General features: G+C 54.4%; 16 protein-coding genes and 1 riboswitch. Of the genes, 9 read left to right on the top strand and 7 right to left on the bottom strand.

Features of this window, described 5'->3' with window-relative positions:
- The first annotated feature begins 8 nt into the window (after positions 1-8).
- A riboswitch (Fluoride riboswitch) is annotated at positions 9-74 on the top strand.
- A 36-nt stretch (positions 75-110) separates the two neighbouring features.
- Positions 111-1,376, top strand: coding sequence for a voltage-gated chloride channel family protein (locus CCY01nite_RS17145; protein ID WP_146864394.1), 1,266 nt, complete (start codon positions 111-113; stop codon positions 1,374-1,376).
- On the opposite strand, the gene CCY01nite_RS17140 is transcribed toward CCY01nite_RS17145, so the two are convergent.
- Both CCY01nite_RS17140 and proB read right to left on the bottom strand, forming a co-directional pair.
- On the bottom strand, positions 1,373-2,623 hold the full coding sequence (locus CCY01nite_RS17140; protein WP_146864392.1) for a glutamate-5-semialdehyde dehydrogenase: 1,251 nt from the start codon (positions 2,621-2,623) through the stop codon (positions 1,373-1,375). The two genes, CCY01nite_RS17145 and CCY01nite_RS17140, sit on opposite strands and share 4 nt — an antisense overlap.
- Positions 2,624-2,640: 17 nt before the next feature.
- Positions 2,641-3,675 (bottom strand): glutamate 5-kinase, encoded by a 1,035-nt coding sequence (gene proB, locus CCY01nite_RS17135; protein ID WP_146864390.1) that lies wholly within the window; start codon positions 3,673-3,675, stop codon positions 2,641-2,643.
- Between the two features lie 202 nt (positions 3,676-3,877).
- On the opposite strand from proB, the gene CCY01nite_RS17130 reads away from it, so the two are divergent.
- Entirely contained in the window at positions 3,878-6,259 is a 2,382-nt protein-coding gene (locus CCY01nite_RS17130) for an ABC transporter permease (protein WP_146864388.1), read from the top strand.
- Between the two features lie 45 nt (positions 6,260-6,304).
- Here the strand turns inward: CCY01nite_RS17130 and CCY01nite_RS17125 are convergent, their stop codons facing one another.
- Together CCY01nite_RS17125 and kynU are read right to left on the bottom strand one after the other, a co-directional pair.
- The gene (locus CCY01nite_RS17125) at positions 6,305-6,892 is read right to left on the bottom strand and encodes an SGNH/GDSL hydrolase family protein (protein WP_146864386.1); all 588 of its coding nucleotides are present in this window, start codon (positions 6,890-6,892) and stop codon (positions 6,305-6,307) included.
- 42 nt (positions 6,893-6,934) lie between these two features.
- Positions 6,935-8,194 carry a kynureninase gene (kynU, locus tag CCY01nite_RS17120; protein WP_146864384.1) on the bottom strand — a complete coding sequence of 420 codons (1,260 nt, stop codon included), beginning with the start codon at positions 8,192-8,194 and terminating at the stop codon, positions 6,935-6,937.
- 97 nt (positions 8,195-8,291) lie between these two features.
- Here kynU and CCY01nite_RS17115 point away from each other — a divergent pair, with 97 nt between their 5' ends.
- On the top strand, positions 8,292-9,293 hold the full coding sequence (locus CCY01nite_RS17115; protein ID WP_146864382.1) for an outer membrane beta-barrel protein: 1,002 nt from the start codon (positions 8,292-8,294) through the stop codon (positions 9,291-9,293).
- A 74-nt stretch (positions 9,294-9,367) separates the two neighbouring features.
- Positions 9,368-9,802, top strand: a complete 435-nt coding sequence (locus tag CCY01nite_RS17110) for an SRPBCC family protein (protein ID WP_146864380.1) — start codon at positions 9,368-9,370, stop codon at positions 9,800-9,802.
- 92 nt (positions 9,803-9,894) lie between these two features.
- Here CCY01nite_RS17110 and CCY01nite_RS26650 read toward each other — a convergent pair whose 3' ends face one another.
- Positions 9,895-10,071 (bottom strand): hypothetical protein, encoded by a 177-nt coding sequence (locus CCY01nite_RS26650; RefSeq protein WP_186831143.1) that lies wholly within the window; start codon positions 10,069-10,071, stop codon positions 9,895-9,897.
- 189 nt (positions 10,072-10,260) lie between these two features.
- Between CCY01nite_RS26650 and CCY01nite_RS17105 the strand changes: the two genes are divergently transcribed.
- On the top strand, positions 10,261-12,309 hold the full coding sequence (locus tag CCY01nite_RS17105) for a glycoside hydrolase family 76 protein (protein WP_146864378.1): 2,049 nt from the start codon (positions 10,261-10,263) through the stop codon (positions 12,307-12,309).
- 122 nt (positions 12,310-12,431) lie between these two features.
- Here CCY01nite_RS17105 and CCY01nite_RS17100 read toward each other — a convergent pair whose 3' ends face one another.
- The gene (locus CCY01nite_RS17100; protein ID WP_146864376.1) at positions 12,432-13,403 is read right to left on the bottom strand and encodes a GlxA family transcriptional regulator; all 972 of its coding nucleotides are present in this window, start codon (positions 13,401-13,403) and stop codon (positions 12,432-12,434) included.
- A gap of 145 nt (positions 13,404-13,548) precedes the next feature.
- Between CCY01nite_RS17100 and CCY01nite_RS17095 the strand changes: the two genes are divergently transcribed.
- Positions 13,549-14,355 carry a Rieske (2Fe-2S) protein gene (locus CCY01nite_RS17095; protein WP_146864374.1) on the top strand — a complete coding sequence of 269 codons (807 nt, stop codon included), beginning with the start codon at positions 13,549-13,551 and terminating at the stop codon, positions 14,353-14,355.
- Positions 14,333-14,692, top strand: coding sequence for a DUF488 domain-containing protein (locus tag CCY01nite_RS17090; protein WP_186831114.1), 360 nt, complete (start codon positions 14,333-14,335; stop codon positions 14,690-14,692). Before CCY01nite_RS17095 ends, CCY01nite_RS17090 begins: the two co-directional genes overlap by 23 nt.
- 49 nt (positions 14,693-14,741) lie before the next feature.
- Here CCY01nite_RS17090 and CCY01nite_RS17085 read toward each other — a convergent pair whose 3' ends face one another.
- Positions 14,742-15,149, bottom strand: a complete 408-nt coding sequence (locus CCY01nite_RS17085) for a VOC family protein (RefSeq protein WP_146864372.1) — start codon at positions 15,147-15,149, stop codon at positions 14,742-14,744.
- A 962-nt stretch (positions 15,150-16,111) separates the two neighbouring features.
- On the opposite strand from CCY01nite_RS17085, the gene CCY01nite_RS17080 reads away from it, so the two are divergent.
- Both CCY01nite_RS17080 and CCY01nite_RS17075 read left to right on the top strand, forming a co-directional pair.
- Positions 16,112-19,111, top strand: coding sequence for a SusC/RagA family TonB-linked outer membrane protein (locus tag CCY01nite_RS17080; RefSeq protein ID WP_146864370.1), 3,000 nt, complete (start codon positions 16,112-16,114; stop codon positions 19,109-19,111).
- Between the two features lie 2 nt (positions 19,112-19,113).
- On the top strand, positions 19,114-20,823 hold the full coding sequence (locus CCY01nite_RS17075; RefSeq protein WP_222614428.1) for a RagB/SusD family nutrient uptake outer membrane protein: 1,710 nt from the start codon (positions 19,114-19,116) through the stop codon (positions 20,821-20,823).
- Positions 20,824-20,847: the final 24 nt, after the last annotated feature.

Below are 20,847 nucleotides of genomic sequence, written 5' to 3'. Positions count from 1 at the left end.
TCTTGCCGCATCAAACAGGAAATGGTGTCTTCCTGACCCAACCGCTTACCAAAGCTGATGGCGCCTACAAATGAATCACCGGCCACGGCCGGTATAAAATATTTGTAGGTATGCAGAAAATCTTCGAACAGCTTTCCGTTACAAAACATCTTCTTTTCTGGACTTTGCTGGCTATCCCCGTGTCGCTGACCGCGGGCTCGCTCGTGGCGTTATTTCTCTGGCTGCTGGATGTGGTGACCCGTTTCCGCTGGGAACACGCCTGGCTGCTCTACCTCCTGCCGCTGGCGGGCGTTGTGATACATTTCCTGTACAAGCTCTGGGGTAAAAATTCGGAAGCAGGCAACAACCTTATCATGGACGAGATCCATCAGCCCGGCGGCGGCGTACCGGCGCGCATGGCGCCGCTGGTACTGATCACCACGCTGATCACCCATCTTTTCGGCGGCTCCGCGGGCCGGGAAGGCACAGCCGTGCAGATCGGCGGCAGCCTGGCCAGCCTCCTGGGGAAATGGTTCCGGCTGTCGAAAGAAGATACCCGCATCATTCTCATGATGGGTATTGCCGCGGGTTTCGGCGCGGTATTCGGTACCCCGCTGACCGGCGCCATCTTCGCGCTGGAAGTATTAGCCATCGGACGCATCAAGTACAACGCGCTGGTGCCCTGCCTCATTGCCAGCGTTTTTGCGGACATTGTTTGCAGTGCCTGGGGATTGCATCATACGAAATACCACATCCGCATTGTTACGGATTTCGACTTTCTCCTGCTCGGCAAGATCATTCTTGGCGGCGTGGCATTCGGACTGGCGGGATACGTGTTCGCGCTTTCCTCACACAGCATCAAATCGTTCTCTAACCGGCTCATCAAAACACATAAATGGCTGATCCCTGTCACCGGCGGATGCATCGTGATATTGCTCACTTTCATCGCGGGTACGGAAGATTATCTCGGGCTTGGCGTCACCGCTTCATCACCGGACGGCATTTCCATCGTCAATGCATTTAACGAAAATGGTGTAACAAGCTGGAGCTGGCTGTGGAAGCTGGTTTTCACCGCAGTTACATTAGGTACGGGATTCAAGGGCGGTGAAGTAACGCCCCTGTTTTTCATCGGCGCGGCATTGGGCAATACGATCGCCATGCTCACGGGAGCGCCGGTGGAGCTGTTTGCCGGCCTGGGTTTCATTGCGGTATTCGCCGCCGCCACCAATACGCCGATCGCCTGCACCATCATGGGTGTGGAGCTGTTCGGTTCGGATTATATCCTGTATTATGCGGTGGCTTGCTTTACCGCTTACTACTTCAGCGGGCATTCGGGCATCTACACCTCGCAGCGGCTGGCGGTGTCCAAAAAAGACGGCGCTACGCTGGAGGATTAACCTCTCACCTGTCCGTTTCCATACACCACCCACTTTTCCGTCACCAGCTTTTCCAGCGCAAAAGGCCCGCGGGCGTGCAGCTTTTGCGTGGAGATACCGATCTCCGCGCCCAGTCCGAATACGCCGCCGTCCGTAAAGCGCGTAGATGCGTTCACGTATACCGCGGCGGCATCCACTTCGTTCAGGAATCTTTCGGTGAGTGTAGTGTTATTGGTGATGATGGCTTCGGAATGTTTGGAAGAAAAACGGCGGATGTGGTCCAGCGCTTCTTCCGCATCTTCCACCACTTTTACGGAGCATTTGAAATCCAGGAACTCGCGGCCGAAATCTTCCGGCGCGGCTTTTGACAGCTGCGGGTAACCGGCGGATTGCAGGATGGGGAACGCGGTTTCGTCCGCGAATACCTCTACGTTATAAGCAGCCAGCGAGGGCGCCAGCAGCGGCAGGAAATCCTTTGCCACCGCGCGGTCAACCAGCACGGTGTCCAGCGCGTTGCATACGGAGGGGCGGGATACCTTGGCATTCGTAACGATGCGGCCCGCCATGGCCAGGTCCGCCGTGCTTTCCACGTAAGTGTGGCATACGCCGGCGCCGGTTTCGATCACCGGTACGCGCGCGTTGGCGCGCACATAGTCGATCAGTTGCTGCGATCCGCGCGGAATGAGGATGTCCACATACTTCACAGCGGTCAGCAGCTCCGCAATGTGGCTGCGGTCGGTGGGCAGCAGTTGCACCGCTTCGGGGTCCGCGCCGGCGTTCTGCAACGCTTCGCGGATGATATGAACGAGGATGGTATTGGTATAGAAAGCGTCCGTCCCCCCTCTGAGCACGCAGGCATTGCCGGAGCGGATGCAGAGCGCGGCCACGTCTACCGTTACGTTGGGGCGGGATTCATAGATGACGCCCACCACGCCGAGCGGCGCCGTTTGCTTGCGCACGAGCAGCCCGTTTTCCAGTGTTTTTTCAGAGAGCACCTGGTTGGAAGGGTCCGGCAGCTGCGCGATATCTTCCAGGCTATCCGCCAGGCTTTTAATGCGTTCGGGATTCAGGAGAAGGCGGTCCTTTTTCGGATCGGTATCCAGCATCCGGTCCAGGTCTTTTTTATTCTCCGCGATGATCTCTTCCGCCCGCGCTATCAGCTGCGCAGCCAGTGCGCGCAACAGCGTCTGCTTCCCCGCGTCGGGCAGGGACTTGATAGAGCGGGTGGCCAGCTGGGCCTTTTCCAGTAAGGGTATGATCGATTCCATAATTCTGTTCATTTAAGTTACAACAACACGATGTCGTCCGCATGCGCTACTTCCTTGTTCTGCGTTTTATTACCGGCGGATAACGCCGCGGAGGAAACTTTTGCGCGGGCAACAGCGATCACTTCATTCTGCTCGTCCACGATCTCGAATACTTCGCCGTTCTCGAACTTCTCCTGCACGCTTTTCACGCCAACGGCCAGCAGGCTGTGCCGTTTTTTCAGGGCCTGCACGGCGCCGGCGTCTACCTGTACGCGGCCGGTCACCAGGCTTCCACTGGCGAGCCATTTCTTGCGGGCGGGCATGCTGCAGGGCTGCGGCAGGCAAAGCGTGCCGGTTTTCCCTTCCGTAGCCAGCCGGATGCCGTCGGGCGTACGGATGCCGAAGATCACCACTTTAATGCCCATGCGGGTAGCCAGGCGTGCAAAAGTGAGCTTGGACACCATGCCGCCCAGGCCAAGCGAGGATTTCTTCGTGTCCGCCAGGCCAAGCGCCGCCTCATCGATCACATCGATCTGCGGAACGATCTTCCCCTCCTTGTCCAGCACCCCGGCTACCGACGTGCTGAAAAGCAGCAGGGACGCGCCGAAACCCACAGCGATGAGGGTCGCCAGCTCATCGTTGTCCGAAAACTTCAGTTCCAGGTCGCTCACCACATCGTTCTCGTTCGCGATGGGGATAATGCCGCTGGCCCACAGTTCCTCATAGGTTTTTTTCAGCTGCAGGAACTGGTTGCGGTTGGAGAAATGCTGGCGTTCGCAAAGGCTTTGCGCGATGGGAATGCCGTATGCCGAAAAATAGTGCGCATAGCGGTTCAGCAGCAAGGGATTGCCGATGGCGGCAGCGGCCTTGCGCTCGCTGATGGTGCCGCCATATTCCTTCAGGTACTTCTTACCGGCCGCCACAGCGCCGGAAGATACCAGCACGATATTGTATTCCTGGTGCACTTCCGATACCTGTTTGGCGATATCGGCCATCACGGATTCATCCAGCTCCCCGTTCTCCCGGGAGATGGACGCCGTTCCGAATTTTATGACGAGTATGGGCTTGGTCAATGTATTTGCGTTTGGGGCGTAAAAATAGTGAACCGTAGCCGGATTTCAGAATGCGGGGGCTTCCTCCGCTGTCCGGTTTTGAACATGCACCGTTCGCATGTGAACGTATATTTGTACCCGGACAAAGCCTTCCCTCAAGCCTGTGGCCGTTCTTCGAATATGGCAGCGTTCTTGCGGGCGGCTTACCGGTAAAACGCCGCCCATGTTCAGCAACTATCTTAAAATAGCCTTCAGGAACCTGCTGAAGCAAAAGAACATCTCCTTCATCAATATTACCGGCCTTGCCATGGGTATAGCCGTGGCTTTGCTGATCGGGTTATGGATCAGGGACGAGCTGTCCTTTGACCGGTACCACTGTAATTACGACCGGATCGCGGAGGTCTGGCAGCATTTCAGCAAAGGCGGCGAAGCGGGGGTTAGCAACTCCATCCCCATTCCGCTAAGTGACGCGCTCCGGAACGCCTATAGCGGCGATTTTGAAAAAGTAGTGCTGATGTCCGGCCTCGGCACGCATAATATTTCAACCGGTCAGCAGAAGTTCTCGCAGCAGGGCTATTTTATGGATAGCGGAGGCCCGGAAATGCTGTCCCTGAAAATGCTGCGCGGTACATATGCCGGGCTGAAAGACCCTTATTCCGTCATGCTGTCCGCCAGCCTGGCCCGCGCGCTCTTTGGGAACGCCGATCCGGTAGACAGCACCGTGAAGATCGATAACCGCCTGAACCTGAAGGTAACGGGCGTGTATGCGGACCTGCCGGACAATACCACCTTCGCGAATGTCACCTTCCTGGCGCCCTGGGCGCTTTTTGTATCGGAATGGAAATGGGTGCATGATATGAAAGATGAATGGCGAAACAATGCTTTCAAATTGCTGGTGCAGCTGGCGCCGCAAGCGGATATGGAAACGGCGTCGGCCAAAATAGCGGATTTCAAAAACCGTTTCGTTGAGCGGGACGATGATGTAAAGGAATCGCTTTTCCTGCATCCCATGCGCAAATGGCATTTATACAGCAAATTCGAGAACGGCGTGAATACCGGCGGGCGGATACAGTTCCTGTGGCTGTTCGGCGTCATCGGGCTGTTTGTGCTGCTGCTGGCCTGCATCAATTTCATGAACCTCAGTACCGCCCGTTCAGAAAAACGCGCCCGGGAAGTGGGGATACGGAAGGCCGTGGGCTCCCTGCGCGGGCAGCTCATCCGGCAATTCTTCAGCGAATCCGCGCTGGTGGCTTTACTGGCCTTTGCCGTTTCGCTGCTGATCGTGCAGCTGATGCTGCCCTGGTTCAATATGGTGGCGGACAAACAGATCAGTATTCCGTTTAGCGATATCGGGTTCTGGCTGACGGGCATCGGCTTCAGCCTGTTCACCGGACTTATTGCCGGCAGCTACCCCGCATTCTACCTGTCTTCCTTCCAGCCGGTCAAAGTACTGAAAGGAACTTTCCGTGCGGGCCGGTATGCGGCGCTGCCGAGAAAAGCGCTGGTAGTGGTGCAGTTTTCCGTTTCCATCCTGCTGATCTCCGGCACGGCCATCATTTATAAACAGATACAATTCGCCAAGAACCGCCCCGCCGGATATGAGCGCAACGGCCTGCTGTCCGTGCAGATGACCACGCCTGACATCTACGAAAATTACAAGATGCTTCAGCAGGAGCTGCTCAATACCGGCGCGGCCACTTATGTAGCGGTGTCGCAAGGCCCGCTCACCGACATCTGGTCGTGGAACGGCGGTTTTGAATGGAAAGGCAGAAGCCCTTCTATCGACAATGGTTTCGCGACCATCGGCGTGGAGCACAATTACGGAAAAACGCTGGGATGGAAGTTCGTGGCGGGAAGGGATTTTTCCGTTGACCTCGCAAGCGATTCCTCCGGCATCGTGCTTAACGAAGCGGCCGTAAAACATATGGGGCTGACAAACCCGGTGGGTGAAATAATAACGTGGAGGGATAAACGCTATACTGTTATAGGTGTGGTGAAGGATGTGATCATGGTTTCGCCCTACGATCCCGTACCGAGAACGGTATTTTACATTCTGCCGGAGCCGGGTAACTTCGTCAACCTCAAGCTGAATCCGGCGCTTTCCACCAGCGAGGCGCTGAAGAGAACGGCGGGCATCTTCCAAAAATACAATCCGGCCGCGCCGTTTGAATATACGTTTGCCGACCAGGAATATGGCAAGAAGTTCGGGGAAGAGGAACGTATCGGCACGCTGGCCACGTTGTTCGCGGCGCTGGCGATCCTGATCAGCTGTCTGGGATTGTTCGGCCTGGCTTCTTTCATGGCGGAGCAACGCACCAAGGAGATCGGCATCCGGAAGGTGCTGGGCGCATCGGCGTTTAATTTATGGCGCATGATGTCCCGCGACTTTGTGATGCTGGTATTGCTTTCCTGCTGTATCGCCACGCCGCTGGCATGGCATTTTCTGCACCGGTGGCTGCTGCAATATGAATATCATACGGAGATTACCTGGTGGATATTCGGCGGCGTGGGAACGGGCGCAGTGCTGATCGCTTTGCTGACGGTGAGCTATCAGACGACGAAGGCGGCATTGGCGAACCCGGTGCGGAGCTTGCGGTCGGAGTAGCTGGCCTTGAGCGATCAGAAGCGGAGCCTGCGGTCGGAGTAACCATCAATACTTCCCGAAAACGGCCGCTACTTTTTCCGCCCAGGACGTGTAGATATTTCCCGATGGATGCAGCTGGTCGGCCACCACACTATCCGGCAGCATGCCGTTCTTACGGTAGTCCGTTGTAATGTCGATGTAATGAAATCCCCTGTCCGCACTGATCCCCCGGTTAATGGCATTAAACCGGTCTATCGCCGCACTGATGACCGTATTATCCCGGTCGTTCGCAAAGGGCGTAACGCCCCAGTCCGGAATGCTGATCACAACGATCCTTTCCTTATCCGTCAGCTCCAGCGCTTTCGCTGCCAGCCATTCGAAAGTGGCGGCATAATCATCTTCAGACATACCACGGTATTGGTTATTGACGCCGATCAGCAGGCTCACGTGATCGTATGCGGGCAACAGGCGTGTCTGTTGCATATGCGCGATCAATTCATCGCTCGTCCAGCCGGTCTTTGCGATGATCTCCGGCGCATGGAGGCGCTGGCCTTCCGCGCGCAGCAGCTGCAATGCCTGGTAGGGGTAGCTTTCGTGCAGGGGCACTCCTTCCCCGATGGTATAGGAATCGCCTAAAGCGAGCCAGGTTTTCATTTGTTTGTATTTTGTTGGAACGCCCTGTGGCGGGCGTTCCTGTTAAAAATTCCTCAGCACTTCGTAGAAACGGTACACATCTGTAAACGAGCAGTACAGCGGCGCGGGCGCAAGGCGGATCACGCCGGGCTCGCGGTAATCGCAGATGATGCCTTGTTCCATCATTTTCGCATGAATGGCCTTCCCGTTTTCAGGGAAGAAGAGGGACAGCTGGGCGCCCCGTTGCTGCGGGTCCGCCGGTGTGATGATCTCGCAGGGCAGCGGCGACTGTTTTAACAGCGATTCGAGGTATGCCGTCAGCCGGAGGCTTTTCTCCCGCAATCTTTCCATGCCCGCGGCATCAAATATTTCCAGCGATGCTTTCAGCGCTACCATGTTAAACACCTGCGCCGTGCTGATCTGCCAGCCCGCCGCGCCCTTGCGCGGGATGAACCCCTTCTCCATTTTGAAGCGCGTGCTTTCATCATTCCCCCACCAGCCCGCCAGCCGCGGAAAAGAAGCATCGTTCCCGAAACGTTCGTGCACATAAAGACCGCCCGCCGCACCGGGGCCGCCATTCAGGTACTTGTACGAGCACCATACCGCGAAATCCACGTCCCACTCATGCAGCCGCAGCGGAATGTTGCCGGCCACATGCGCAAGATCATATCCCGCATAAGCGCCCGCGGCATGCGCCGCGGCAGTAATGGCGGGAAGATCATAGAATTGTCCGGTATAATAATTGATGCCTCCCATTAGTACCAGTGCAAGTGAATCGCGGTGCGTATGTATGGTTTCCAGGATGTCCGCCGTTTCCAGGAGCTTTGCGCCGGGGCGGGGTTTGATCTCGATGATCGCATTGTCCGGATCAAGGCCATGCAGCTTCACAAGGGTTTCCAGCGCATACTGGTCAGAGGGGAAAGCGCCGGCTTCCATGATAATGCGGAAACGTTCTTTACCGGGGCGGTAGAAGCTTTGCAGGATCAGGTGCAGGTTCACGGTGAGTGTGTTCATGACCGTTACTTCATCTTCGCTGCATCCCATCATGCCGGAAAGGGTTTTGCTGAAATTGTACTGGTAGTACAGCCATGGGTTCCTGGCGCGGAAGTATCCTTCCACCGCCATGTTCCGCCAGTCCTCCAGCTCCTGCGCAACAGCCGCTGAAACGGACTTCGCCTGTAATCCTAAAGAATTGCCGCAAAAATAAATACTGTCTTTTCCCTGGTGCTGTGGGAAATGGAATTGGTTTTTGAATGAAGCTAATGGATCTGCGGCATCCATTTGCTCCGCGTAGGGAGCAGACGCTTCCAATGGTTGTGTCATGACCGCAATATACAGAAATGACGCAGATAACAGCAGTCTAACAGCCACAGCGTTCAGCGAAAAATCGGTAACTTTCCTGTAACCAAAACAATTTTATATGGACCGCATACACTTGACCCTGTCAGCGGTGATGGTATTGTTCTTTGCAAGTACCAGTTTAACCCGGGCACAGACGACCCCCACAAAATTTTATCTGAAAGCAGCCGGTGGATATTTTTTCAGCGTATCACCCGGACAATTCCCCGATGTAGGCCCCTACCCGCCGAGGGACCAGCATAATTCCGTTAATCCCGTCACCGGCGAAACCACCGTCATATCCGAGAAAGTGCTCAGCGGATCATACGGCGCGGGCGTGAGAGGCGGATTGACGTTCGGGTACCAGATGAACCAGTACCTCGCGCTGGAAGGCACCTTCAACTATTACCGCAGCAAGGAAAACCTCATGACCCGCAACCTTACCACCATAGAAGGCACCAATACAGTAGCCGGAAGCGTGGAATCACGCGGATATGTCAATGCGGTGGACTTCGCGCCAAGCCTGGTGATCAGTCCGGGCTACGAAAAGTTCAACCCCTACGTGCGCTTCGGCCTGGTGGTGCCGCTGTGGGGCAAGATGACCATTGAAACGGACGCCGCGCGCACGAGCGCGGTACCCGGCCAGCCGGCCGCCGTTGTAGCGCAGACTACCATCCACAGAAAGGAAAAGATCGACCCCCATCCTACCCTCGGCTACCAGGGCGCGCTGGGCGCCACGTACGCTGTTTCCCGGCGGCTCGATATCTTCCTGGAAGCGGAATACCGCAACGTTGCCGTGAAGAGCAAAAGCAAAGAAATAACCGAATACGATGAAATGACCCGTGTGGTCAACACCACCAACGGACAGGTCATCTCCGAACAAAGCCGCGGCCTCTCCGACCTCAGCACGGCCGAAAGGGAAACAAGGTATGTGACCACGCTGGATCAAAATTCCAATACGCCCACCGGCACCACCGGTACGAAAACAAATTACAAGGATGACAACTCCCCCGCCGACGAACTGAAATCATACATCAACATCGGCGGCCTGGGCGCAAATCTTGGTATAAGAATAAAATTTTAATCCGTCGCATTGTGTAACCAAAAGGTTCCTTATATTTGTAACCATATAGTTACACAATTAAAACCACGTACAATATGAACAAGGAACCCTTTGTTATTGAACGCACCCTTGATGCACCCGCGGATGCTGTATGGCAGGCCATCACAGACCGCGACCAGATGAAGGAATGGTATTTCGACCTGGCGGAATTCAAGCCGGTAGTCGGTTTTGAATTTACATTTTCCGGCGGCAGCGAGGAGGAAACGTATGTACATCTCTGCAGGGTGACCGCAGTGGAGCCGGGCAAAAAACTGGCGTACACCTGGAAATACGAGAACTACCCCGGCGAGTCGGAGGTCACCTTCGAGCTGTTCCCCGAAGGCGGTAAAACCCGGGTGAAGCTGACGCACACAGGGCTGGAAACCTTCCCGGACAAACGCGATTTCAAAAGGGAAAGCTTTGCCGCCGGATGGACCGAGATCATCGGCAAGCTGCTTAAAAATTATGTGGAAAGTAAAAATCAGTCGTAATAGACCGGCAAAAACAACAAGGGCGCGGTGCCATCAGCACCACGCCCTTGTTATAGCAATCCGGGGAAGAGATTCCCCATTTTGCTGCTTCTTCAGGATTTTTTCTTCAGCTTGTCGTTTTTCAGCACCTTTTTGTTGTGCGTAGTATCATCGCCCTTACCGTCCTGCTCCTCATTCTTCCGGCTGTCCAGGTTATCCCTGATCTCCGGCCTCGGCGTATGCGCCATCCCCTGTTTCGGCTGTTTGTTCTGCTGATTGGATGTTTTCATAACAATACCGTTTTCCGGTAAAAAGTGGGAAAACCATGCCAAATGACGGAATTATTTTTTATATTTAGATACGGCATTCCACGTACAGATATGAGGCCCGTTCCAATGAAAAATGCCCGCCCCGTGCAGTTTGTTTGAAGAACCTTTTTTAACCCGTCAGTTATCTCTCATTCCACTAATTCTACACGTATGTCAAAGATTTCTACCCTTATGCTGATCTGTCTGCCCGTACTGTCTGCGCAGGCCCAGCAATCTGTCTACGGTCCCGTGGCCGAAGCCATACAGGCGAACACGCACAACCTTTTCATTTCCTCCAACGGAAATTATTACAAGCAAAACAACTCCGGCAGCAGCACCTTCCACTACTGGTGGAACTCCAATGGCCTGGATGCGCTGACGGACGGCTATCTCCGCACGCACTCGCAAACGTACCTGCAACGGATGAAAACGTTGCTGAACGGTATCAGAACTTCTAACGGCAACACCTATATCAATCACTTTTATGATGATATGGAATGGCTGGCCATTTCCAGCCTCCGCGCCTACGAGAACACCGGCGACGCGGATTACCTGAACGTTGCCAATACGTTGTGGACGGACATCCAGACCGGCATGCATCCCGAAAGAAGCTATGCCGTGCAATGGAATAAAAGCCAGCCCAATTCCTTCAACGCCTGCTCCAACGGCCCGGCCATTATTTTCGCGGCGCGGCTGCATCAGGTCACCGGCAACGCGGTAGCATTGCAGCGCGCGCAGTCCATCTACGCATGGCAGAAAAGCGTGCTCGTAGATCCTGTCAACGGCGCGGTGTGGGATGGCTATGATGCCGCCACCGGCAATACCAACACTTCGTGGATATTCTCCTATAACATCGGCACCTGGATCGGCGCGGCGCTGGAACTTTACCAGGTCACCGGCACGCAATCCTACCTTGATGATGCGGTGAAGACCGCGGAATACGCCATGAACAACCATCTGAGCGGCGGCGTATTCTTTACGAATGAAACCGGCGCCGGAGATGGCGGGCTGTTCAAAGGAATATTCATCCGTTACTTCACCCTGCTTGCCCGTGAAGGCGCCCTGCCCGCGGCCACCAAAGCCCGGTACGAGAACGCCATCCGCTCCAGCGCGCAGGCGCTGAACGGCCGCGGCATCAATGCGGGCAACCTGCTCATGAATCCCAACTGGACGACCAAACCCGGCGCCACCACAGATTACTCTACACAGCTCAGCGGCATCATGCTGCTGGAAGCCGCCGCCACGCTGGACCAGGTGTTCTTCTACAAACACCTGAACTTCGGCGGCTATTCCGGCGGCTTCTCCGCGGGCAGCCATACGCATAACGGCCTCATCGCCGGTGGCGTGGCGAATGACGACATCACCTCTTTCACCGTTCCCGCAGGGTTTGAAGTGCAGATGTTCGAGCACGACAATTTTGCCGGCGCCAGCACCACCCGCACGGCTACACAAGGCTGGATCGGCGGGGACTGGAACGACCGCGTATCGTCCGTCATCATCAATCATACGGCCGGCGACGGCCTGTCAGCGGAATATTTCAACGGCATCAACTTTAACACCTTCCGTTTCAGCCGCGATGATGAAGCCATCAATTTTGTATGGGGCAACGGTTCCCCGGATTACCGGGTGAATACGGACAGCTTCTCCGTACGCTGGACAGGGAAGATACAGCCGCGCTACACGGAAGTCTACACCTTCTACGTCAACAGCGACAACGGCCGGAGGCTCTGGATCAACAACCAGCTGATCATCGATAAATGGATCGATGACTGGGGCGTGGAATATTCCGGTACGATCAGCCTTACCGCGGGCCAGCAGTACGACATCCGGCTGGAATATTTCGAGCACAACGGCGGGGCGGACTGCAAACTGGAATGGGCCAGCGCCTCACAGGCAAGAGAAGTGGTACCGAAAAGCCAGCTGTACACGCCGCTTTCCGCCGGCAGCATGGCTTACCGCCCGCAGATCATGGAAGCCACGCCGGCATTGCTCATCGCCGGCCCCAATCCATTCCGTGATGTGGTGAAAATAACAGTTGAAAATACTATGGAAGAAACGCTGCAGGTAAGGTTGTACAATATGAGCGGTATGGAAGTAACAGCGCCGCAGCAGATATTGAACGGACAAACGGTCAACTTATCCGCTGTGCCCGCGGGCGTTTACATCCTGCGCGTCATGGCCGGCAAGAAAATATACACGCGGCGGATGCTGAAATATTAATGCTCGGCAGAGGATACATCAAAACAATTCCTGTAAGAGAAAAGGGGCTGACCAGCAAATGCATTACCTCCACTTTGGGAGGCTGCAAAGCACTGGTTAGCCCCGATTTTATATGTCAGAAGTTACGCAGAGCGCCGGTATTTCCGCCGGTATTCCTGCGGCGTCAGCCCCGTCACCCGTTTAAAAATACTGCGGAACGTCTTCAGGTCATTATACCCCACGTCATACATCAGCGTGCTGATGTTCTGGTTGTTCTTTTCCAGCGCTTTCTTCGCGGATTCGATCTTTACGCGCTGAAGATATTCCAGCGGCGTGTTCTGCGTGGCGCTTTTGAAACGGCGGATGAAATTGCGTTTGCTCATATTCGTCTGCTCCGCGATCTGCTCGATGGATATCTGCATGTGATAGTTCTGTTCGATGTAAGACTGCGCCCGGAGTATCTCTTCATCCTCATGCCTGCGCTGGCCCTGGAATACGGTAAAATGCGCCTGGCTCACCCTGTCCATATCGATCGCGAACATCTTGCTGACCTGGATACTGATATCCCTCCCGCAGAACTTCTCAATGAGGTACAGCACGAGGTTCAGCGATGAGAAAGCACCGCCGCTGGTGTAGATGCCTTCCTGGTCCGTCATCACAATATCCGCCAGCAGCTTCACATCCGGGTACCGTTGCTGCATGTCCGCAATCGCCATCCAGTGGGAAGTACAGCACTTGTTGGACAGCAAACCTGCTTCAGCCAGGAAATAGCTGCCGAGGCAGAGGCTGGCAACTTCCGTACCCTCATCGTGCCTGGCGCGGAGCCATCTGATGAGCGCTTCGTTCTTTGCAAGCACCGCATCCGGTACGCCGTTGAATGCCGGCGCAAGGATCAGGTCGGTTTCCCCCACTTCATCCAGCGTTTTACAGCTGACGAACTGGGCGGGGACCTGCAGCTGTATGTTCCTGATCTTTTCGCTGACCAGTGTTATTTCAAAGGCCGGGGGCTCTCCTTCGCCCTCCAGCAACCTGTTGGTGCCGATCAGCATGTCCATCACCCCTGAAGCGGAAGACAGAATAACATCTTCATATACGAGCATTGCGATCTTTTTCATGGCCTCTTTTTTAATGTAAACTTACGCCTGTTAAAATGCCGGGGAAAGGGCGATTGTGGCAATAAGAGGGGGTATTGCGACATTTTCCCCGCAACCGGTCTGGCATACCGATTGTTTTGTATTTCACAATCAAACGGACCCACTCATGAAAAGCAAAGCCTCCATCAAGAGCCACCCCATGCACCCCATGCTTGTAGCGTTCCCCATCGCCTTCTTTACCGGCGCCCTGTTGTTCGATGTACTGGCCGTGCTCCGGGAAAGCGACGCTTTCTGGCAAACGGGCTTATATCTCGAAGCAGCAGGCGTGGTAGCCGCGATACTTGCGGCCATTCCGGGCGCTATCGATTATTTCGGTACCGTTCCGCCGCGCAGCAGCGCAAAGAAAAGAGCCACCAGCCATGCACTGCTGAACATCTCCATGCTCGTGCTGTTTGTGATAGCGCTGATATTGCGGGAAGACCGGGCGTTCATGCCTTTCGTGATCATCGGGTTGGAGCTGGCGGGTTTTATATTGATGGGTTTTGCGGGATGGATGGGCGGCACACTGGTATACCGCAACCAGATCGGTGTAGACCCGCGCTACGCGCATGCCGGGAAATGGAAGGAAGTGTACCTGGACGGCAAGGAAGGGCCGTTGATCGTAGCGGAAGAAAATGAATTGAAGATCAACCAGATGAAACTGGTACATTTACATGGCCGGCGGCTGGTGATCGGCAGAACGGAAGAGGGATACGTGGCCTTTGCAGATCATTGTACACACCGCGGCGGCTCCCTGGCCGGAGGCGCCATGATCTGCGGCACGGTACAATGCCCCTGGCACGGGTCGCAGTTTGATGTGAAAACCGGCGCCGTGACCGCGGGGCCTGCGAAAACGGCCATTGCCGTTTATCCGCTCACGGCATCCAACGGAAAAATATATCTTGACAGCCATGTCATACACCATTCATATTAAAAGAGTATACGAGCCATTTGAGAAAAGCGACGGTTTCAGGGTGCTGATAGACGGCCTCTGGCCACGGGGGCTTAAAAAAGAAGCCGTGCACGCTGACGAATGGCTGAAAGACATTGCGCCTTCCACTACCCTCCGCAAATGGTTCGGGCATGATCCCGACAAATGGACCGCGTTTAAAGAAAAGTACCAAACGGAGCTGAAAGGATCGGATGCGCTGCAAACGCTGATCGAACATATCAGGCAGCATAAAAAAGTAACCCTGCTGTACGCCGCCCGCGATGAAGCGCATAACAATGCGCAGGTATTGCAGGAGTATTTGCGGAAAAAGCTATCGTAAAGCGGGACCAGTAAATATCACCGGCCCCGCTGCTTATTGATCTCCGTTTTTATTCCTGCGGCATTGCGCTCATGTCCATGAACATGTACTCCCAGAGATGACCGTCCAGGTCACGAAAGCCATGCCCGTACATAAAGCCATGGTCCTGTTTGTCCAGCGGCGTAGTAGCGCCGGCGCTCACTGCTTTGCTCACGATCTCATCCACTTCCTCGCGGCTTTGCGCGGAGAGGCAAATGATCGCTTCGTTGGATTTGGAAGTATCCGTCACCGGTTTCTTTGTGAACGTCTGGAAGTAAGGTTCCACCAGCAGCATCACGAAAATATTATCGGAAACGATCATGCTGGTAGCATTCTCGTCTGTAAACTGCGGGTTGAATGTGTAGCCCAGTTTGGTAAAGAATTCCACACTTTTGTTGAGATCTTTCACCGGTAAGTTCACGAAAATTTGTGTTGCCATATACTTAGTGTTTTTTGATTTGTTGATGCAAACATAGGAGCATTTTTCAAGGATGCTGATGGGGGATTACGACAACATACGGGGTGAGTTACGACATTCCCGCGAAGCAGCAGGAAGAACGGTTACACGCAACTAATTTCGCTGCATCCTTCAGCCTTGCCGAACGCCCCGTCCGCAAGGCTTTTGCATTTATACCGCTAAAACGCATTCAATTTTAGCAGCGCCGATCATGGAAAGTTTATTTGAAAACTCAACCTAAATATGTACCTTGGTCCCACAATAACTATAAAAGCGTCTACATTACAGAAATGCCATAAACTGGCCTTATTTTTGAAGACAGTGATAGTTTTACGAGCCATTACTAAGACCCGAAAGTACCCATGAAAACCGCGATATAATAACCGTATCGCAAAATGAACGTAAACGTTATGATTGTTAACAAGTAAAAAGAAACAGTGCCAAATTTAAAAATCTAATCGAGCGACATCCGCCAGTAAAGTAACAGCCATTCACTTTTATTAATTGATCGACTGATCGACGCCGTTGATGATTCAGCGGGGAGATTTATTGCCTGCAACAGTTGACAGGCAGTAAACCTGTTGATAAATCCATGGAAGGAGGAGTTTGTTTGCGTAATGACGAACAGATCAGGGGACACCGTTGACGGATCAACGGAACGGGAGCGCTTTTGTCAAAAAAACTTTTATTATCCGATGAAGGAAGCGATGAAGGAAACTTTGCACGAACGATGAATAACTGATTTACTGAACTAAACTATTGTGTGCGCGTATGAAAAAAACACTTTTCATTCAGTTACTGTCATGCCCTGACTTTTCTGCTACCAGACTACGTTACAGGGTATTTTCTCCACATTCAACATAAACCACGTCTAACCGGAATCAAATAAAATTCTGCTCATCCCTTTTTTGTTACCTGATCCTCACAATCAAAATTTTATCATCATGAAGAACTCAACCCAATTTCAAGCCCGGCATTTGCACAAGTTGCTAAAACGATTTTGCAGGCACTTTGCGGGCAGGGCGTCCATTTTATCCGCGCTGTTTCTCCTGGCTTGCGCAACCGTATTTGCACAGGGAAAACAGGTGACCGGATCTGTTACAGATGACAGCGGTGTTGCCATCCCCAACGTGAGCGTCCGCATCAAAGGTACTACCAGCGGAACTTTCACCGGGGGCGACGGCAAGTTCAAGCTCAATGTGCCCAACGATTCCGCTGTGCTTGTGATCAGCACCATCGGCTACGAAACACAGGAGCTGACCGTTGGATCGCAGACAGACATCAAGATTTCACTCAAAACTTCTGTCAGCCAGCTGTCGGACATTGTGGTGGTAGGTTACGGCTCCGTGCAGAAGAGAAACCTCACCAGCGCGGTGACCACCGTTAACAGCAAAGACTTCCTGCAAGGCGGTTACAACAGCCCCTTGCAGATGATCGACGGTAAAGTGGCGGGTGTTACCGTATCCAATCCCGCTGCCGCGGACCCTAACCGGGGCACGGACATACAGATACGCGGCGCCGCATCGCTCGAAGCCGGCAACGGCCCGCTCGTGGTTATTGATGGTATGCCGGGCGGAGACCTCCGCAACATTGCGCAGCAGGATATTGAATCCATCACGGTACTCAAAGATGCATCCGCCGCAGCCATCTACGGCTCCCGCGGCGCCAATGGCGTGGTGCTGGTGCAGACCAAAAGAGGCAAAAGCGGCGATGTGAGCGTTACGTACGACAGCTATGTGGAACATGACGTGGTGGCCGCCAAACCCGAGCTGCTGTCTGCCGAGGAGTTCCTGGAAAAAGGCCGGGATACGGACAGAGGCGCGCGCACCAACTGGTACAACGAGCTGCTCCGCACCAATAATTTCGGTACCAACCAGTTCCTCACCGTATCAGGCGGTACGCCCAACAGCATCTTCCGGCTTTCCGGCAACTACAGAAGCAAAACAGGGATAGACATCGCCACCGAACGGAAGGAATACGGGTACCGCGCCAACTTCCAGCAGAAAGCGCTCGACGGCGTGCTGGAATTTACCGGCAACCTCTCGCAGCGTATCGCGAAAGAAGAGTACACCAATTACAATGCCTTCCAGCAGGCGGTGAAGCTCAACCCTACCCTGCCCGTGATGGATCCGGACAACCCGCTGAACTATAACACCCTGCAGGGGTATGATACCTACAATCCGGTGCAGGACCTCCTGGCGCGGGAGAACGGCGCCGATCAGAACTATTCCATCGTGGACCTCAACGTGAAGCTCAACATCCTCAAAAACCTCAGCACCGAAGTAAAAGTGGCCCGCCAGGGACATGAAATGCTGAGAAGGGAATATTATACTTCCAAATCAGCGGAATCCGTGCAGAACGACCGCCTGGGCAGGGCGCGCCTGCAAAGCGAAAAATGGACGGACTATACGCTGGAATGGCTCGGCAATTACAACACGCGCATCGACAAACATGATATTGCGTTGATGGGCGGCTACTCCTACCAGGAATTCAATAACCAGGCCTTCTGGGCGGAGAACATGGATTTCATTTCCGACGGCTTCGGCTACAACAACCTGGACGATGGCAGCTGGAACCTCGAAGAAGGCCGCCTGGGCATGGATTCCTACAAGAGCAAGGAAAAGCTCATCGCTTTCCTCGGCCGTCTTAATTATAATTTCGACAACACTTACTTCCTCACCGCTTCGTTCCGTTACGAAGGGAACAGCAAGTTCGGCGCTAACAACAAATGGGGGATGTTCCCCGCAGTGTCTGCCGCATGGCGCATTTCCAACCTGGAAGCCCTGAGAGGCAGCAGCGTGATCAACGACCTTAAAATTCGTGCATCCTATGGCGTTACCGGCCGCTCCGGCTTTCCGCGCTACACCTCCCTCGCCAAGTACGCGCCGTATGGCCGTTACCTCAACGATGAAGGTGAATGGGTGCGTGTTTACGGGCCGGGTAACAACTTCAACCCCAACGTGCAGTGGGAAAGAGCAGTCGCTTACAACATCGGCCTTGATTTTGCCTTGCTGGACAACAGGCTGACCGGTAGCCTCGATGTATTCGACCGCCGCAGCCGGGACATCCTCGGGAACTACGACGTGCCCGTGGGCGCCTACCTGCATGAACAGATGTTTGTGAACGTAGGTACCACCAGCTCCAAAGGCGTTGAGCTGACCGCTAACTGGAAAGTAGCCGCCACAAAGGATTTCACGTACAACACCAATGTCACCGCATCTTATATCAAAACAAAGCTGGTGACCTGGTCCAACAACGAATTCCACGGCAACTTCCGCTACCTGCAGAACCTTCCCTCTCCCGGCAATCCCGGTCCCGCTTACCGCCTTGATCCCGGCACCGAGCTGGGCAGCTTCTACGGCTACAAATATGCGGGCGTGGATGAAGAAGGCAGGATACTGATCTGGAAAGACGGCGTGGTAGGTAAAGAGAAGATCATTGCTTCCAGCGAAGGCAATGCGGATCGCGACAGGGCGTACATCGGCCACGGCGCGCCGCGCTACGAGCTGGCATGGGGCAACAACTTCACTTACAAAAACCTTGACCTGAGCCTGTTCTTCCGCGGACGTTTTGATTATGACATCCTGAACCTTTACCAGATGTACTACGGCCTGCAGGCGGAGCCCGGCATCAACCTGCTGGCGGACGCCTACTCCCGCAACGGCCACATCAAATCCGGTAAAGTGATCACCGATTACTTCCTGGAGAAAGGCGATTATTTCAAGCTGGACAACCTTACGCTCGGATGGTCGCCCAACCTTGGCGTACAGGCGATCAGGAACTTCCGGATCTACGGCAGCGTCAGGAATGTATTCACCATTACGAAATACACCGGGCTTGATCCCACGGTGGTGAATGTAACCGGCCTCACACCGGGCTATGGCGATCTGGGCGTATACCCGATCACAAGGACCTTCACTTTTGGTGCGCAGGTAACATTCTAACTATGAACATTAAACTCACAGACATGAACATGAAGAAACTATGCAGCGTCATGCTGTTATCGATATTCGCCGCTACATCCTGCACGAACCTGGACGAAGAACCATTTGATGTAGCGCCCGCCGACCAGTATTATACCAGTAAAAAAGCGGTGACCGCGGCTTTGCTGCGGCCGTATGAACATGCGCACTGGTGCGGATGGGACGGCGACCGCTGGATACTCTCCGAGCTAACCGCGGACCAGTTCGTATGGACGCAAAAAGGAAAACACGGTTATGATGGCGGCGACTGGGTGCGCATGCACGGCCACACCTGGACGCCCGACGACGGGCATATCAACGGCGGATGGGTAGGCCCCTACCAGGGCATTGCACAGTGCAACGTGATCATGAAAGATCTCGCCGGCCTTGACTATTCATTGTTTGACATGACCGAGGAAGACCAGCAGCAGCATGTTGCCGAACTGCGCGTGCTCCGCGCCTGGTTCTACCTCTTCCTGATCGATTATTTCCGGGACATTCCGATCTATACGGAACCCCAGACCATCGCAGCGCAGTCCACCCCGCAGGAAGTATTCACCTACATCGAAACCGAGCTGAAAGAAGCACTTCCCCTGCTGCCCAAGAACGGCGGCGTTGGCCGCTGGGATCAGGGCGGAGCGGCCGCATTGCTCGTTCGCCTGTATCTGAACGCGGAAAAATGGATCGGCACAGCGAAATACACAGAATGCGCCACCGTAGCGCAGGACCTCATTGACGGGGATTACGGCACCTACTCCATTGACACGGACTACCGCGGGCCGTTCCGCTCCGGTATCAAGGATTACCGTTCCCCGGAAAACATCTTCGAATTCCCCCACGCCAAGAATCTCTACGAATTCAGCTGGATGTACAACGCTACGATGCATTACCAGTCACGTTACTCGCTGGACAATGACTGGGGTTCCTGGAACGGTATTCACCTCACCCCTTCCCGCAACCCGGACGGCGCGCTGTACACCTACAAGCTCGGCATGCCGTACGAAAGGTTTGCCGCCACCGACAAAAGGAAACAGGCATTCCGGACCACTTCCAAAAATGCGGATTACGAAGGCTTCTTCCTGATCGGCCCGCAATATGAATTTAATACCGCGACCGACTTTGGCTTCGACAGTACCAAGCCCGTCAACGGCACGGAAGAGTACAACGGCAAGCCGCTGGTGTATGTGGACCAGGTGGCGAGGTTCTCTGAAAAGCCCGGCGGGCGCTGGAATGAGGGCTCGCATGTGATCACGGGGGAAGAAAATTCAGGCGTAAGGCTGATCAAGTTCCCCTGGCTGCCCATGTCGCAGCAGTTCTTCCAGTTCAACTCCGCCACGGAGATCAGGCTCGCGGAGATCTACTATTCGCTCGCGGAATGCAAATACCGCGCGGGCGACGTACCGGGCGCAGCCGCGTTGCTGGATGCCGTGCGCAGCAGGAATTTTGCGCTTGCGGACTGGCCGGCGCAAAGCTATGTAACGAACATCGCAAGACTGACGGATGATGAATTTGTAAATGAGCTGGGCCGCGAATTTATTGGTGAACGTCACCGCAGAACGGACCTCGTGCGCTGGAACAGGTTCGGCAATGAATGGTGGGACAAACCGGCTGACAGCAGGGACAGAAGTGTATTCCCCATACCTGCAAGGGCGTTGAATTCCAATCCTTTATTGAAACCGAACGGGTTTGAGTAACCAGTTCATGATGCATGAGAAGAG

Origin of the sequence: Chitinophaga cymbidii (assembly GCF_007992715.1) — a bacterium.
Classification (GTDB): Bacteria; Bacteroidota; Bacteroidia; order Chitinophagales; family Chitinophagaceae; genus Chitinophaga; species Chitinophaga cymbidii.
This window is presented reverse-complemented; position numbering and strand designations above follow the sequence as displayed.